The sequence below is a fragment of the Streptomyces sp. CNQ085 genome, from assembly GCF_022614595.1.
In the GTDB taxonomy this organism is placed as follows: Bacteria; Actinomycetota; Actinomycetes; order Streptomycetales; family Streptomycetaceae; genus Streptomyces.
Genome location: NZ_JAJFAU010000002.1, coordinates 84,389 through 98,480, shown reverse-complemented (window position 1 = coordinate 98,480; position 14,092 = coordinate 84,389). Strand labels below are relative to the sequence as shown.

13 protein-coding genes and 1 pseudogene are annotated in these 14,092 nt (G+C 73.5%); 12 read left to right on the top strand and 2 right to left on the bottom strand.

Translation table 11 applies throughout. The features are described 5' to 3' along the window. The first annotated feature begins 22 nt into the window (after positions 1 to 22). Genes LJ221_RS01140 through cobC form a run of 7 tightly spaced genes read left to right on the top strand, consistent with a single transcriptional unit; the run spans position 23 to position 7,089 of the window. Positions 23 to 1,198 carry a cobalt-precorrin-5B (C(1))-methyltransferase gene (locus LJ221_RS01140; RefSeq protein ID WP_241712906.1) on the top strand — a complete coding sequence of 392 codons (1,176 nt, stop codon included), beginning with the start codon at positions 23 to 25 and terminating at the stop codon, positions 1,196 to 1,198. Next, entirely contained in the window at positions 1,195 to 2,448 is a 1,254-nt protein-coding gene (gene cbiE, locus LJ221_RS01135; protein WP_241712882.1) for a precorrin-6y C5,15-methyltransferase (decarboxylating) subunit CbiE, read from the top strand. The genes LJ221_RS01140 and cbiE overlap by 4 nt, the downstream gene beginning before the upstream one ends. 23 nt (positions 2,449 to 2,471) lie before the next feature. After that, positions 2,472 to 4,235 carry a precorrin-3B C(17)-methyltransferase gene (gene cobJ / locus LJ221_RS01130; RefSeq protein WP_241712904.1) on the top strand — a complete coding sequence of 588 codons (1,764 nt, stop codon included), beginning with the start codon at positions 2,472 to 2,474 and terminating at the stop codon, positions 4,233 to 4,235. Continuing rightward, positions 4,232 to 4,435 carry a DUF362 domain-containing protein gene (locus LJ221_RS01125; RefSeq protein ID WP_241712879.1) on the top strand — a complete coding sequence of 68 codons (204 nt, stop codon included), beginning with the start codon at positions 4,232 to 4,234 and terminating at the stop codon, positions 4,433 to 4,435. The genes cobJ and LJ221_RS01125 overlap by 4 nt, the downstream gene beginning before the upstream one ends. Beyond that, a complete protein-coding gene (locus LJ221_RS01120; RefSeq protein ID WP_241712878.1) occupies positions 4,432 to 5,079 on the top strand; it encodes a precorrin-8X methylmutase in 648 nt (215 codons plus the stop codon). The genes LJ221_RS01125 and LJ221_RS01120 overlap by 4 nt, the downstream gene beginning before the upstream one ends. Continuing rightward, complete coding sequence (locus LJ221_RS01115; RefSeq protein ID WP_241712876.1) at positions 5,076 to 5,990, top strand: sirohydrochlorin chelatase; 915 nt, start codon at positions 5,076 to 5,078, stop codon at positions 5,988 to 5,990. The genes LJ221_RS01120 and LJ221_RS01115 overlap by 4 nt, the downstream gene beginning before the upstream one ends. Further along, complete coding sequence (gene cobC / locus LJ221_RS01110) at positions 5,974 to 7,089, top strand: Rv2231c family pyridoxal phosphate-dependent protein CobC (RefSeq protein WP_241712874.1); 1,116 nt, start codon at positions 5,974 to 5,976, stop codon at positions 7,087 to 7,089. The genes LJ221_RS01115 and cobC overlap by 17 nt, the downstream gene beginning before the upstream one ends. Positions 7,090 to 7,167: 78 nt before the next feature. Here the strand turns inward: cobC and LJ221_RS01105 are convergent, their stop codons facing one another. Together LJ221_RS01105 and LJ221_RS01100 are read right to left on the bottom strand one after the other, a co-directional pair. After that, entirely contained in the window at positions 7,168 to 8,202 is a 1,035-nt protein-coding gene (locus LJ221_RS01105) for an SCO1860 family LAETG-anchored protein (protein ID WP_241712872.1), read from the bottom strand. 221 nt (positions 8,203 to 8,423) lie between these two features. Then, on the bottom strand, positions 8,424 to 9,521 hold the full coding sequence (locus LJ221_RS01100; protein WP_241712870.1) for an amidohydrolase family protein: 1,098 nt from the start codon (positions 9,519 to 9,521) through the stop codon (positions 8,424 to 8,426). A gap of 94 nt (positions 9,522 to 9,615) precedes the next feature. On the opposite strand from LJ221_RS01100, the pseudogene LJ221_RS01095 reads away from it, so the two are divergent. From LJ221_RS01095 to thpD, 5 genes and pseudogenes are all read left to right on the top strand, one after another. Further along, positions 9,616 to 10,231: pseudogene (locus LJ221_RS01095) on the top strand (SigE family RNA polymerase sigma factor). A 357-nt stretch (positions 10,232 to 10,588) separates the two neighbouring features. Then, on the top strand, positions 10,589 to 11,125 hold the full coding sequence (gene ectA, locus LJ221_RS01090; protein WP_241712868.1) for a diaminobutyrate acetyltransferase: 537 nt from the start codon (positions 10,589 to 10,591) through the stop codon (positions 11,123 to 11,125). A gap of 82 nt (positions 11,126 to 11,207) precedes the next feature. Beyond that, positions 11,208 to 12,476, top strand: a complete 1,269-nt coding sequence (ectB, locus tag LJ221_RS01085) for a diaminobutyrate--2-oxoglutarate transaminase (protein WP_241712866.1) — start codon at positions 11,208 to 11,210, stop codon at positions 12,474 to 12,476. Between the two features lie 134 nt (positions 12,477 to 12,610). Further along, positions 12,611 to 13,087: an ectoine synthase gene (locus LJ221_RS01080; RefSeq protein WP_241712864.1), complete on the top strand. Its 477-nt coding sequence runs from the start codon at positions 12,611 to 12,613 to the stop codon at positions 13,085 to 13,087. An 18-nt stretch (positions 13,088 to 13,105) separates the two neighbouring features. Beyond that, positions 13,106 to 14,005 carry an ectoine hydroxylase gene (gene thpD / locus LJ221_RS01075; protein ID WP_241712862.1) on the top strand — a complete coding sequence of 300 codons (900 nt, stop codon included), beginning with the start codon at positions 13,106 to 13,108 and terminating at the stop codon, positions 14,003 to 14,005. Positions 14,006 to 14,092 lie beyond the last annotated feature (87 nt).

Genomic DNA, 14,092 nt, shown 5'->3' with positions numbered 1-14,092 from the left:
GCCGGCCGGGAGGCGGCCGGCCGTGGGTGAGGAGCCGGAGCACGGGCCCGCCCGGGCGCCGGAGCTGCGGGAGCCGGACCTGCCGCGTACCGCCAAGCAGCGCCCGAAGGCACTGCGCACCGGCTGGACGACCGGCACCTGCGCCTCGGCGGCGGCCCGCGCCGCCGCGCTGCATCTGGTCACCGGCGAACCTCAGCCGTGGGTGGAGGTCGCGCTGCCCTCGGGGCGGCGGGTGACCTTCGCCGTGGAGCGCTCGGCCGAGCTGCGGCCGGGCCGCACCGAGGCGGTGGTGGTCAAGGACGCGGGCGACGACCCGGACGTCACCCACGGCTCGCGGCTGACCGCCACGGTGAGCTGGCGGAGCGAGCCGGGCATCGAACTGCACGGCGGCGTCGGCGTCGGCGTCGTCACCCGGCCGGGGCTCGGTCTGGAGGTGGGCGGCCCGGCGATCAACCCGGTGCCCCGCGCCATGATCAGCCAGGCCGTGGGCGAGGTCGTCGACACCGCGGAGCGCGGCGTGGACGTCACCATCAGCGTGCCCGACGGCGAGAAGCGCGCCCGCAGGACCACCAACGCCCGGCTCGGCATCCTCGGCGGCATCTCCATCCTGGGGACGACCGGGATCGTCCGGCCGTTCTCGACGGCCTCGTGGCGGGCGAGCGTGGAGCAGGCGGTGTCGGTGGCCGCGGCGCAGGGCGCCCCGGCCGTGGTGCTGTGCACCGGCGGACGCACCGAGAAGGGCGCCATGGAGCTGCTGCCCGGGCTGCCGCCGGTGTGCTTCATCGAGGTCGGCGACTTCACCGGCGCCGCGCTGCGGCGGGCGGTGGAGCACGGCGTGGACCGGGTGGTGTTCGTGGGCATGGTGGGAAAGCTGACCAAGCTGGCCTCCGGGGTGCTGATGACGCACTACACGCGGTCGAAGGTGGACACCTCCGTCCTGGCCGACGTCACCCGCGCGGTGGGCGGCGCGGACGCGCTGGCTGCCGAGGTCGCGGCGGCGAACACCGCCCGCCACGCGTACGAGCTGTGGGACGCGGCGGGGTTGCTGCAGACGGCCGCGCCGGAGCTGTGCCGGCGAGTGGTGGACGTGCTGGAGCGCTTCACCGACCGCCGGATCACCGCGGAGGCGGCCATGGTGGACTTCACCGGCCGCACCGTGGTCGCCCTGTGCTCCGACGGCGGGGGGCTGCTGCCGTGATCACGGTCGTGGGCACGGGCACGGGCACGGGGGCGGACTCCTCCGGGCTCGGCACGCTGTCCTGGCGGAAGGTCCGGCTGGCCGTGGGCGCCCGCCGCCATCTGGAGGCGGCCGCCCCTCCCCCCGGGGTGCGGCGCGTGGTCCTGGGGCCACTCGCCCCGGCGCTGGACGCCGTCGAACGCCAGCTGTCCGAGGACGGCGGGCCGGTGGTGGTGCTCGCCTCCGGTGACCCCGGATTCTTCGGGATCGTCCGCTCGCTCGCCGAACGCTTCGGCCCCGAGGCCCTGGACGTACGGCCCACCGCGCCGTCCGTCGCGGTGGCCTTCGCCCGCGCCGGACTGCCGTGGGACGACGCCGCCGTGGTCAGCGCGCACGGGCGCGACTCGCGCACCGCCGTCAACGTCTGCCGTGCGCACCCCAAGACCGCCGTGCTCACCGGGCCCGGCGCGGGACCCGCCGAGCTGGGCGCCGCCCTGGCCGCCGCGGGGCTGCCGCGCACCCTGGTGGTGGCGAGCGCGCTGGGCACGGCGGACGAGCTCGTCGAACGCCTCTCCCCCGCCGAGGCCGCCTCCCGCACCTGGCCCGGCGAGGTCAGCGTGGTGCTGTGCCTGGACACCCGCCACGCCCTGGCCCCCGGGCCCCTGACGCTCGCCGGGCCGCGGCGGGCGGGCGCCGGCTGGGCGCTGCCGGAGGACGCCTTCGCGCACCGCGACTCGATGATCACCAAGTACGAGGTGCGGGCGCTGGCACTGGCCCGGCTCGGGCCACGCCCGGGCGACCTGGTCTGGGACGTCGGCGCGGGCTCCGGCTCCGTCGCGGTGGAGTGCGCCCGCCTGGGCGCGGCGGCCGTCGCCGTGGAACGCACCGCCGACGGCGCCGAACGCTGCCGCGCCAACGCCGCGGCCCACGGCGTGGACCTCCAGACCGTGCACGGCGCGGCACCCGGCGTCCTCGCCGGGCTGCCCGAGCCCGACGCCGTGTTCGTCGGCGGCGGGGGGCGGGAGCTGGAGGCGATCGTGTCGGCCTGCGCGCTCCGCGCCCGCCGCACGGTCGTCGTCACGCTCGCCGCGCTGGACCGTGTGCCGGCGGTGCGCGCCGCGCTCGGCGCCGCCGGCCTCGCCGCCGACGGCGTGCTGCTGCAGTCCTCCCGGCTGGCCCCCCTGCCCGGCGAGGTGATGCGGCTGGCGGCCGGCAACCCCGTCTTCGTCCTGTGGGGCATCCGCCCCGGCACCGAAGGAGCATCCTCGTGAACGCCCCGAACGCCCCGGCCGGTCTGATCGGCCTCGTCTCCGCCACCGCCGCGGGGCGGCGCGCCCGCGACCGCCTGGCGGCCGCCTGGCCGGGGGCCGTCCGCGTCTACGGCACCGGCACCGGCACCGTCCGCGAGGCGGTCACCCGCGCCTTCACCGAGTGCGACCGCCTCGTCTGCTTCCTCGCCACCGGCGCGACCGTGCGCCTGATCGCCCCACTGCTGGGCGGCAAGGCCGACGATCCGGGCGTGGTGTGCGTGGACGAGGCCCAGCGGTACGCCGTGGCACTGCTGGGCGGCCACGCGGGCGGCGCGAACGATCTGGCGCACGCGGTGGCCGAGGTCCTGCCCGGCTGCCGTCCCGTCGTCACCACCGCCACCGACGCCGCGGGCGTCCCCGGTCTGGACACCCTCGGCCTGCCCGTCGAGGGCGCTGTCGCGGCGGTGTCGCGGGCCGTCCTCGACGGCGAGCCCGTCCGTCTGGTGCGTCATCGTGCCCTCCCCCTCCCCGCACTGCCACCCAACGTAACCGATGCCACCGACAACACGACCGGGAGTGACGAACCGGGTGCTGGGGGAAGTGCGGACAGCGGGTACGCCCTGCTGGTCACCGACCGCACGGTACGGCCCGGCGACCGCACGGCCGTCCTGCGCCCACCGACCCTCGCCGTCGGCGTCGGCGCCAGCCGGGGAGCGCCCACCGAGGAGGTCACCGCCCTGATCGAACGGTCCCTGGCCGACGCCGGTCTGTCGCCGCGGTCCGTCTCGGAGCTGGCCACCGTCGAGGCCAAGGCCGACGAGGAGGGCCTCGTGGAGGCGGCCCGGCGTCTGGGCGTGCCGCTGCGGACATACTCCGCCGAGGAGCTGGCCGTCGTGCCCGTGCCCCACCCCTCCGACGCACCGCTGGCCGCCGTGGGCACCCCGAGCGTGGCGGAGGCGGCCGCGCTGCTCGCCTGCGGCGAGGGCGCCGAACTGGTCGTGCCCAAACGGAAGTCCGCTCCCGGGGGACGGCCCGCGATGGCGACCTGCGCCGTGGCGCGGCGGCGGCTCCGCGGGCGGCTGGCCGTCGTCGGGCTCGGGCCCGGCGCCCGCGACCTGCTCACCCCGCGCGCCCGCGACGAACTGCGCCGCGCCTCGGTGGTCGTCGGCCTCGACCAGTACGTGGATCAGATCCGCGATCTGCTGCGGCCGGGCACCCGGGTGCTGGAATCCGGTCTCGGCGCGGAGGAGGAGCGCGCCCGCACCGCCGTGGCCGAGGCCCGCGCCGGCCACGCGGTGGCGCTGATCGGCAGCGGCGACGCGGGGGTGTACGCGATGGCCTCGCCCGCCCTGGCCGAGGCCTCCGCCGACATCGACGTGGTCGGCGTCCCCGGCGTCACCGCGGCGCTCGCCGCCGCCGCGCTGCTGGGCGCGCCGCTGGGCCACGACCACGTCTCGATCAGCCTGTCGGACCTGCACACGCCCTGGGAGATGATCGAGCGCCGGGTCCGGGCCGCGGCCGAGTCCGATCTGGTGGTGACCTTCTACAACCCCCGTAGCCGGGGCCGCGACTGGCAGCTTCCCAAGGCGCTCGCCCTGCTGGCCGGGCACCGCCCCCCGCACACCCCGGCCGGGGTGGTGCGCAACGCCTCGCGCCCCGGCGAGCGCGCCACCGTGACCACGCTCGGCGCGCTCGATCCGGCCACGGTGGACATGATGACGGTGGTGACCGTCGGCAACACCGCCACCCGTACCGTGGCCGGCCGCATGGTCACCCCGCGCGGCTACCGCTGGCAGGAGACCCGGTGACCGCGCCCGTCGCCGTCACCTCGCGCTGCGCGGGCTGCGGCGCCTGCCTGCTGACCTGTCCGGTCCACGCGATACGTCCGCTGGGCGGCACTCTGCTGGTGCGGGCCGAACTGTGCACCGGCTGCCTGGAGTGCGTCGAGGTGTGCCCGGTCGACGCCGTCGAGGAGATCCCCGTACGCGCCCCTCAGGAGCCATCGTGACACCTTCCGCGCCCCGCACCGTCCATCCCATCGAGGAGGAGTCGTACCGCATCCTGCGCTCGCGGCTGGACACCTCCCGCCTGCCGCCGCTGACCCGGGCCGTGGTGGAGCGGGTGATCCACTCCAGCGCCGATCCGGCGTACGCCGAGGACCTGGTAACCGACGAGAGCGCACTGCACGCCGCGCACACCGCCCTGCGCGCCGGTGCGCCGGTCGTGACGGACGTCGAGATGGTCGCCGCCGGGATCACCCGGCGCGAGACGGTGTGCCGGCTCTCCGACGCCCGTGCCGGAGACGGACTGACCCGCTCCGCGCACGCGGTGCGGCTGGCCTACGAGCAGGTCGGACCGGGCGCGGTGTGGGTGGTCGGCTGCGCGCCCACCGCACTGTTCGAACTGCTCTCCCTGGACGCGGACCCCGCTCTGGTCGTCGGCCTGCCCGTCGGCTTCGTCGGCGCGGCCGAGAGCAAGGCGGCACTGCGCGCCAGCGGTCTGCCCGCCGTCAGCAACGTCTCGGAGAAGGGCGGCAGCGCGGTGGCCGCGGCCGCCCTCAACGCCCTTCTGTACACCCCTGCCACCGCCGCACAGCACGTCGGCGCCGTCCCCGGCGCCGGCTCCGGCACCACCAAGGAGAAGACCCAGTGACCAGCCCGCCCGCCCTGCTCCTCGTCGGCCACGGCACCCGTGACGACGCCGGCGCCGAGGCGTTCCGCTCCTTCGTGCGCGACCTCGGCGAGCGGCGGCCCGGCCTCCCCGTCTCGGGAGGTTTCATCGAACTGTCCCCGCCCCCGCTCGCCGACGCCGTCGCCGAACTGACCGGGCGGGGCGTGCGGAAATTCGCCGCCGTCCCACTGATGCTGGTCTCGGCCGGACACGCCAAGGGCGACATCCCCGCCGCCCTGGCCCGCGAGAAGCAGCGCCACCCCGGCACCGCCTACGCCTACGGCCGCCCCCTCGGCCCCCATCCGTCGCTGCTGAACGTGCTGGAGCGCCGGACGGACGAGGCGCTGCGCGCGGCGGGCGGCGCCGACCGCGCCGGCACCACGGTACTGCTGGTGGGCCGCGGCTCCACCGACCCGGACGCCAACGCCGAGGTGCACAAGGCGGCCCGGCTGCTGTGGGAGGGGCGCGGCTACGCGGGCGTGGAGACGGCGTTCGTCTCGCTCGCCGCCCCCGACGTACCCGCCGGCCTGGACCGCTGCCGGGCGCTGGGGGCCCGCCGGATCGTGGTGCTGCCGTACTTCCTGTTCACCGGCATCCTGCCGGACCGGGTGCGGGCACAGACCGGGAGCTGGGCCGCGGCGCACCCGGAGACCGAGGTGCTCAGCGCCGGCGTCATAGGCCCCACCGACGAGTTGGCGGAGCTGGTCTGGGAGCGCTACACCGAGGCCGTCGAGGGCGACCTGAGGATGAACTGCGATTCATGCGTCTACCGCATCGCGCTGCCCGGCTTCGAGGACAAGGTGGGCATGCCCCAGCGCCCCCACCACCACCCGGACGACGACGGCCACGGGCACCACCATCACCACAACGGCGGCCATGCGCACGCTCACTGAACCCCTGGGTCCCCCACGGCCCCCGCACACCGCGTACGACCTGCGCCACCACGGTGACGCGGAGGTGCGCGGCGCCGGCGCGGACCTGGTGGACCTCGCGGTCAACGTCCGCGCCGGCACGCCTCCCGCGTGGCTGAGGGAACGAGTGGCCGCCTCGCTCGGCTCGCTGGCCGCCTACCCCGACGGGCGGGCGGCGCGGCGGGCGGTGGCGGCCCGACACGGGCTGCCCCGGGAGTGCGTGCTGCTGACGGCGGGTGCGGCGGAGGCGTTCGTCCTGCTCGCCCGGTTCCTGCCCCCGCCCGGCTCGGACGCCTGGCGCGCCTGCGGCCCGGTCGTGGTACACCCTCAGTTCACCGAGCCTGAGGCCGCCCTGCTGGACGCGGGCCACCGGGTGGAGCGCGTCGTCCTGGGCGAACGTGACGGCTTCCGCCTCGACCCCGCACGCGTTCCGGCCGGGGCCGCCGCGGTGGTCGTCGGCAACCCGACCAACCCCACCTCCGTACTGCACCCGGCCCCGGCCCTGGCGGCGCTGGCGCGGCCGGGCCGGACGCTGGTGGTGGACGAGGCGTTCATCGACGCGGTACCGGGCGAGCGCGAGTCCCTGGCGGGGCTGGTGACGGACCTTCCGGGCCGCACCGTGGTGCTGCGCAGCCTGACCAAGACCTGGGGGCTGGCGGGACTGCGCATCGGCTATCTGCTCTCCGACCCGGATACCGTCGCCGAACTGGCGCGGCACCAGCCGCTGTGGCCGGTCTCCTCCCCCGCGCTCACCGCGGCCGAGGCGTGCTGCGAGCCGGCGGCACTGGCCGAGGCGGAGCGGGCGGCACAGCGGACCGCCGCCGACCGGGCCCATCTGCTCGGCCGGCTCGCGGAGTTCGGCGAGCTGGGGCGGGCGACCGCGGACCCGCGGGCGCCCTTCGTCCTGGTGCGGCACGCGGACGCCGCCGGGCTGCGGGAGCGGCTGCGCGCGGAGGGCATCGCGGTACGCCGCGGGGACACCTTCCCCGGTCTGGACGCGCGGTGGCTGCGGATGGCGGTGCGCGACCGGGCGACGACGGACCGCCTGGTGCGAACGCTGGCCGCTCTCGGGGTGCGCTGACACGCGAAACGGCGGCGGGTTCCCGCTCGGGGTTCCCGCCGCCGTTCCCGCCGCCGGGCGGACCCGGCAGCGGTCGGGTCAGGCGTCGGCCGTGCCGGAGGCACGGCGGCGGCGCAGCATCAGCAGCCCGCCGCCCGCGGCGACGAGCGCCAGGGCCCCGCCGGCGATGTACGGCGTGGCCGAACTGCCGCCGGTCTCGGCGAGACTGCCGTCGGGCTTCCCGCCGGACGGCTGCGGACCGGTCTGCGGCTGTGGGTCGTTCTCCTCGCCGCCGGCGGAGCCGGAGGAACCGGCCGAGCCGCTGTCGCCACCGGTCGAGCCCCCGGTGGAACCATCGGTGGAGCCGCCGGTGCCGGAGCCCTCGGTGGAACCGCCGTCGGTGGAACCGGTGGAACCAGTGGAGCCGCCGTTGCCGCCTCCCTCGCCGCCGGGCGTCTCGCAGGCCGCCTCCACCAGCGTCACCCGGCCCCTGACCCCGGCCACGCCCAGGTTCGCCGGGTCCACCGCGATGTCCAGCCTCAGCGCGGTGGCGGCGGCCGTACGGCTGGTGGTCACGGTCTCGGCCGGCTTCAGCTCGACCGTGCCCACACCGTCCACCCGGACCGAGGTGGTGCCGCCGGCCGTCACCGCGACCTTCTTGCCGAGCACCCTGACCTCGCCGACGAACAGGGACCGCGCGGCCGGTTCGGCACCGGCTTCGCACACGGCCTCGGAGGTGACCTTCTCGACATGGACGAGCGGCTTCGTACCAAGGATCCTCTTCGCCGTTCCGGGCAGGTACACCTTGGCCTCGGTCAGGTTGGAGTACCCCTCGGCCTTCCCCTCCTCCACCGTCGCCCTCGAGGTGGCGGCCTCCGCGTCCATCACCGTGAACGGCTTTCCGTCGTGCGCACCGTCCACCCGGGCTTCCAGCAGGGTCTCGTCGGCGCTCCTGGGAGCCTTGACCGAGTTGAGCTCGATGTCCAGCGGTACGGCGGCGCCGCCCTTGAGCAGGGAGACCTCCAGGTTCGCCCGGAGTACGGCCGCGCTCGCCGAGCCCTCGTCGGCGTTCGCGGGCGCGGCGGTGACCCCCACCAGAGCGGCGGCGAGCAGGCCGCAGACAGACTTGTTCACAGGTGAAACCCCCACGGATTACATGACGTCACCGGCGGCCAACAGGGGACATCGTCCGCACCGGTGACTGAGACCACGCCATTGTTGATCCACGTAGAGCGAAAGAGTGAATACAAAGCGTTAGTTCACTCGAAAGAGTCACACCAGGTGCAGTTTTCGATTCGCGAATCCTGGGTGCTTCTCTCCCCCTCTGCGACGCGGGCAGGCGCGGCACACACCCCTCACCTGACGGGGCGCCCCCTGAGCAGCACCGCCCGCGGCGCGGCCAGCACCCGTACGTCGGCCCGCGGGTCCGCCTCGTACACCACCAGGTCCGCCTCGGCACCCTCCTCCAGCCCCGGACGCCCCAGCCAGGCGCGGGCCGCCCAGGTGGTCGCGGACAGGGCGTCCACCGGCGGGATGCCCGCCGCCACCAGCTCCGCGACCTCGTCGGCGACCAGCCCGTGCGGCAGCGAGCCGCCCGCGTCCGTGCCGACGAAGACCGGGATGCCCGCGTCGTACGCCGCGCGCACGGTGTCGTAGCGGCGCTCGTGGAGCCGCCGCATGTGGTCGGCCCAGCGGGGGAACCTCTTCTCGCCGCTCTCGGCCAGCCGGGGGAAGGTCGCGATGTTGACCAGGGTGGGGACGATGGCTACGCCCCGCTCGGCGAAGAGCGGGATGGTCTCCTCGGTCAGACCGGTGGCGTGCTCGACGCAGTCGATCCCGGCCTCCACCAGGTCGCGCAGTGATTCCTCGGCGAAGCAGTGGGCCGTGACCCGCGCGCCCTCCTCGTGGGCGGCGGCGATGGCGGCCTCCACCGCGCCGCGCGGCCAGCAGGCGGCCAGATCGCCCCGCTCGCGGTCTATCCAGTCGCCGACGAGCTTGACCCAGCCGTCGCCGCGCCGCGCCTCGCGCCGCACGTAGGCCACCAGGTCCCCGGGCTCGATCTCGTGGGCGTAGTTGCGGATGTAGCGCCTGGTGCGGGCGATGTGGCGGCCGGCCCGGATGATGCGCGGCAGGTCCTCGCGGCCGTCGATCCACCGGGTGTCGGCCGCCGACCCGGCGTCCCGGATGAGCAGCGTCCCGGCGTCGCGGTCGGTGAGCGCCTGCTTCTCGCTGACGACCTCGTCGACGGCGCCGTGGGCGTCGAGTCCGACGTGGCAGTGCGCGTCCACCAACCCGGGCAGCACCCAGCCCTCGACCGTGACCGTCTCCAGCGGCCCGGTGGGCCGCCCGTAGGTGATCCGCCCGTCCACGACCCACATCTCGTCCCGGACGTCGTCGGGGCCGGGCCCGGTCAGGACCCGTCCCCGGATGTGGAAATTCCCGCGCTCGCTCATATGCCGCACTGTACGAGTCCCCTGTTACGCTCACGCAGCCGCAGGGGGTCGTGGTGCACCGCTTCGCAGGACCCATCAGCCCTGAGGAGGTCGCGTGGACGCCCCCGCCGAAGAGTTCCATGCCTTCTTCGACCGGCACTACGCCGGTCTGTCACGCCTCGCCTGTCTGCTCCTGGGCGATCCCGAGGGAGCCGACGACCTCGCCGCCGACGCACTTGTCGCGGTGTGGCGCCGATGGGAGAGCGTGCGCGCGGACGGACATCCGTCGGCGTACACGCGGAGCGTGGTCGCCTCCATGGCGCGTACCCGGCTGCGCGGCCTGTCGCGCGAGCGCCGCCGGATCGCCCTGTTCTGGTCCCAGCGGCCCGACCGTGCCGACGATCCGGACGTGGGACGTGCGCGAGGCGCTCGCCCGGCTGCCGCTGCGCAAGCGGGCCTGCGTCGTGCTGCGACACGCCTTCGACCTGTCGGAGAGGGAGACCGCCCGCGCCCTGGGCATCTCGGTCGGCACCGTCAAGAGCCAGACCTCACGCGGCATCGCCGAGCTGGAGCGGATGCTGACGCCGGCCCGGACGGGCTCCGACCGCGCGCACGGGAGCACGCGGACGCCGCGCACCGAACCCGCGGGGCGGAGCGTCCGCAGACGCGGAGCTTCCGCCGAGTTCCCCGAAGAACCTCACGATCCGGTTTCACTGGGGTATCTTCCATGAATCGAAGATGAATTTACGGGCATTCTATCTGGATAGAATCCCATGCACTTATGCCCGCTCACGCGGTCCTTAAACACTAAGATTCGACATCGGCGAACCGCGTATTTCGGACACGTTCCACGCTTGTTATGGATCTGTGACGGACTCAACACCACTTCCCTTTTGCCCGGAAAATACGGGGCATACCAGGCATAACGTCTCACCCTTCGTGCGCGTGCGCACCTACGCGCGATAACATATGAAGCGAGTCCGCGTAACCCCTGACCTCGATGTGATTTGACTTCGCTCTGGGTAAATTGGATTTGCATGACCGCCGCACAAGCAGACCATGCAGGTGCCCACAGAAAGACCATCGAAATGCCGGAGGGACTGAAGCTCGACGCGCCCCGCGTGGAGGACGGCGCAGCGATCTGGCGGATCGCGCGCGACTCCCGGGTCCTCGACCTCAACTCCTCCTACAGCTACCTCCTGTGGTGCCGCGACTTCGCCGCCACCTCGGTGGTGGCACGCGACGGCGACGGTGAGCCGGTTGGTTTCATAACCGGCTACGTCCGGCCGCAGCACCCGCGGACCCTGGTCGTCTGGCAGGTCGCCGTCGACCACGGGCAGCGCGGACGCGGCCTCGCCGCGGCGATGCTCGACGGGCTGACCACCCGCGCCGCCGGGGAACTGGGGATCGACGGTATCGAGACGACGATCACCCCTGACAACACCGCCTCCAACCGACTGTTCACCTCCTACGCGGAGCGCCACGGCGCACCGGTGCGGCGCGAGGTCCTCTTCGAGGGCGCGCTGTTCCCGGAGGAGGGGCACGAGCCCGAGGTGCTGTACCGGATCGGGCCCGTTCCCACCCTGGCCTCCGCAGCGACCGCACCAGCCGCCGCCGGCGGCTGACCGCCGCGCGGCGCGCCGCACCGCGCCCCGGCGCCCTGAAGACTTCTCACTCCTCCCGCAATCCATCTCCCAGGAGATCGCTGTGACCATCACCCAGCCCGACCTGAGCATCTTCCAGACCCTCGAATCCGAGGTGCGCAGTTACTGCCGCGGCTGGCCCACCGTCTTCGACCGGGCGCGCGGAAGCCACATGTACGACGAGGACGGCCACGCGTTCCTCGACTTCTTCGCAGGCGCCGGGTCACTGAACTACGGGCACAACAACCCGGTCCTCAAACGCGCCCTGCTGGACTACCTGGAGCGCGACGGCGTCACTCACGGCCTGGACATGTCCACCACCGCCAAGCGCGCCTTCCTGGAGACCTTCCAGAAGGTGGTCCTGCAGCCGCGCGGCCTGGACCACAAGGTGATGTTCCCCGGCCCGACCGGCACCAACGCCGTCGAGGCGGCCCTGAAGCTGGCCCGCAAGGTCAAGGGCCGGGAGTCGATCGTCTCCTTCACCAACGCCTTCCACGGCATGTCCCTGGGCTCCCTGGCGGTGACCGGCAACGCCTTCAAGCGCGCCGGCGCCGGCGTCCCCCTGGTGCACGGCACCCCGATGCCGTTCGACCGCTACCTCGACGGCAAGGTCGAGGACTTCCTGTGGTTCGAGCGCCTGCTGGAGGACTCCGGCTCCGGCCTGAACCGGCCGGCCGCCGTGATCGTCGAGACCGTGCAGGGCGAGGGCGGCATCAACGTCGCCCGGGCCGAGTGGCTGCGCGCCCTGGCCGACCTGTGCGAGCGCCAGGACATGCTGCTGATCGTCGACGACATCCAGATGGGCTGCGGCCGCACCGGCGCCTTCTTCTCCTTCGAGGAGGCCGGGATCACGCCCGACATCATCACGGTGTCCAAGTCGATCAGCGGTTACGGGCTGCCGATGGCGCTGACGCTGTTCCGGCCCGAGCTGGACGTGTGGGAGCCCGGCGAGCACAACGGCACCTTCCGCGGCAACAACCCCGCCTTCGTCACCGCCGCGGCCACCCTGAATACCTACTGGGCCGACGGGCAGATGGAGAAGCAGACGCTCGCACGCGGCGAGCAGGTCGAGGCCGCTCTGCGCGCCATCGCCGCCGAGCACCCCGAGGAGGTGGTCGACGTCCGAGGCCGCGGCCTGGTGTGGGGCATGGAGTTCCACGACAAGGCCCGTGCCGGCTCCGTGGCCTCCCGCGCCTTCGAACTCGGACTGCTCATCGAGACCTCCGGCCCCGAGAGCGAGGTCGTCAAGCTGCTTCCGGCGCTGACGATCTCCCCCGAGGAGCTGGACGAGGGCCTGCGCACCCTGGCCCGCGCGGTCCGCGAGACCGCCTGACACCCGCGGCACCGCCCGTCCCCGGCGCCCGTTCCGGCGCCGGGGACGTCCGGTCGCCGCACGCACCACCCGAATGGCCCATCCCGCAGGCTTTTCCGCGGATGGGCCTCTGACCGGAAAGGCACCACTTCACCGTGATCGTCCGATCGCTACAGGAAATCGAGGACACCGACCGCCACGTCAGGTCCGCCTCCGGCACCTGGGAGAGCAAGAGGATCGTGCTCGCGAAGGAGCGTGTGGGCTTCTCGCTGCACGAGACCGTGCTCTACGCGGGCACGGAGACCTCGATGTGGTACGCCAACCACGTGGAGGCCGTCCTCTGCGTGGAGGGCGAGGCCGAGCTCACCAACGACGAGACCGGCGAGAAGCACTGGATCACCCCCGGCACCATGTACTTGCTGGACGGGCACGAGAAGCACACACTTCGTCCCAAGACGGATTTCCGTTGCGTCTGCGTCTTCAACCCGCCGGTCACCGGCCGCGAGGACCACGACGAGAACGGCGTCTACCCCCTGCTCACCGAACCGGACGTCAGCCGAGACCACACGGGAGGCCCTGGCGAGAGAACCCGCAGCGAAGCGGCCATACGCGGGTACAGGGCCGCACGATGAGGAGAGGAAGGCAGAACCATGACCACCGCACCCGAACGCACCGCAGACCTCTATCCGACCCGGGGCGCCTCCGAGGTGCTCACCCCCCGGCAGGACCCCACGGTGTGGTCCGCTCCCGGCACCCCGGGGCCGATCGAGACCGCGGACCTGGAGTCCTTCGACCGGGACGGCTTCCTGGCGATCGACCAGCTCATCACCCCCGATGAGGTGGAGATCTACAACCGGGAGCTGAACCGGCTGGTCTCGGACCCGCTGGTCCGGGCGGACGAGCGTTCGATCGTGGAGCCGAAGTCCCAGGAGATCCGCTCCGTCTTCGAGGTCCACAAGATCAGCGAGGTCTTCGCCGGTCTGGTGAGGGACCCGCGGGTGGTGGGCCGCGCCCGTCAGATCCTGGGCTCGGACGTGTACGTCCACCAGAGCCGGATCAACGTCAAGCCGGGCTTCGGGGCCTCGGGGTTCTACTGGCACTCCGACTTCGAGACCTGGCACGCCGAGGACGGTCTGCCGAACATGCGGACGGTCTCCGTCTCGATCGCCCTGACCGAGAACTACGAGACCAACGGCGCCCTGATGATCATGCCCGGTTCGCACCGTACGTTCCTCGGCTGCGAGGGCGCCACACCGAAGGACAACTACAAGAAGTCCCTGCAGATGCAGGACGCGGGCACGCCGTCCGACGAGGCGCTGACCCGGCTGGCCGGTGAGCACGGCATCCGCCTGTTCACGGGCAAGCCCGGTTCGGCGACCTGGTTCGACTGCAACTGCATGCACGGCTCCGGGGACAACATCACCCCCTACCCGCGGAGCAACGTCTTCATCGTCTTCAACAGCGTGGAGAACACCGCGGTGGAGCCATTCGCGGCGCCCGTCCCGCGCCCGGACTTCCTCGGCGCACGGGACTTCACCCCCGTGAGGTGACCGCTCACGCGCGGTAGCCGCCCCGTGGGGGTGAGAGGAGCGCACGGCGCACCGTTTCCCGCCGGGCCGTACGGAACGGCCCGGCGG

Coding starts and splice junctions, on each gene's coding strand:
- cobC (WP_241712874.1), top strand. CDS start 5,974: ATGCGCACGCTCACTGAACCCCTGGGTCCCCCACGGCCCCCGCACACC.
- LJ221_RS01100 (WP_241712870.1), bottom strand. CDS start 9,521: ATGAGCGAGCGCGGGAATTTCCACATCCGGGGACGGGTCCTGACCGGG.
- ectA (WP_241712868.1), top strand. CDS start 10,589: ATGCCGGAGGGACTGAAGCTCGACGCGCCCCGCGTGGAGGACGGCGCA.
- thpD (WP_241712862.1), top strand. CDS start 13,106: ATGACCACCGCACCCGAACGCACCGCAGACCTCTATCCGACCCGGGGC.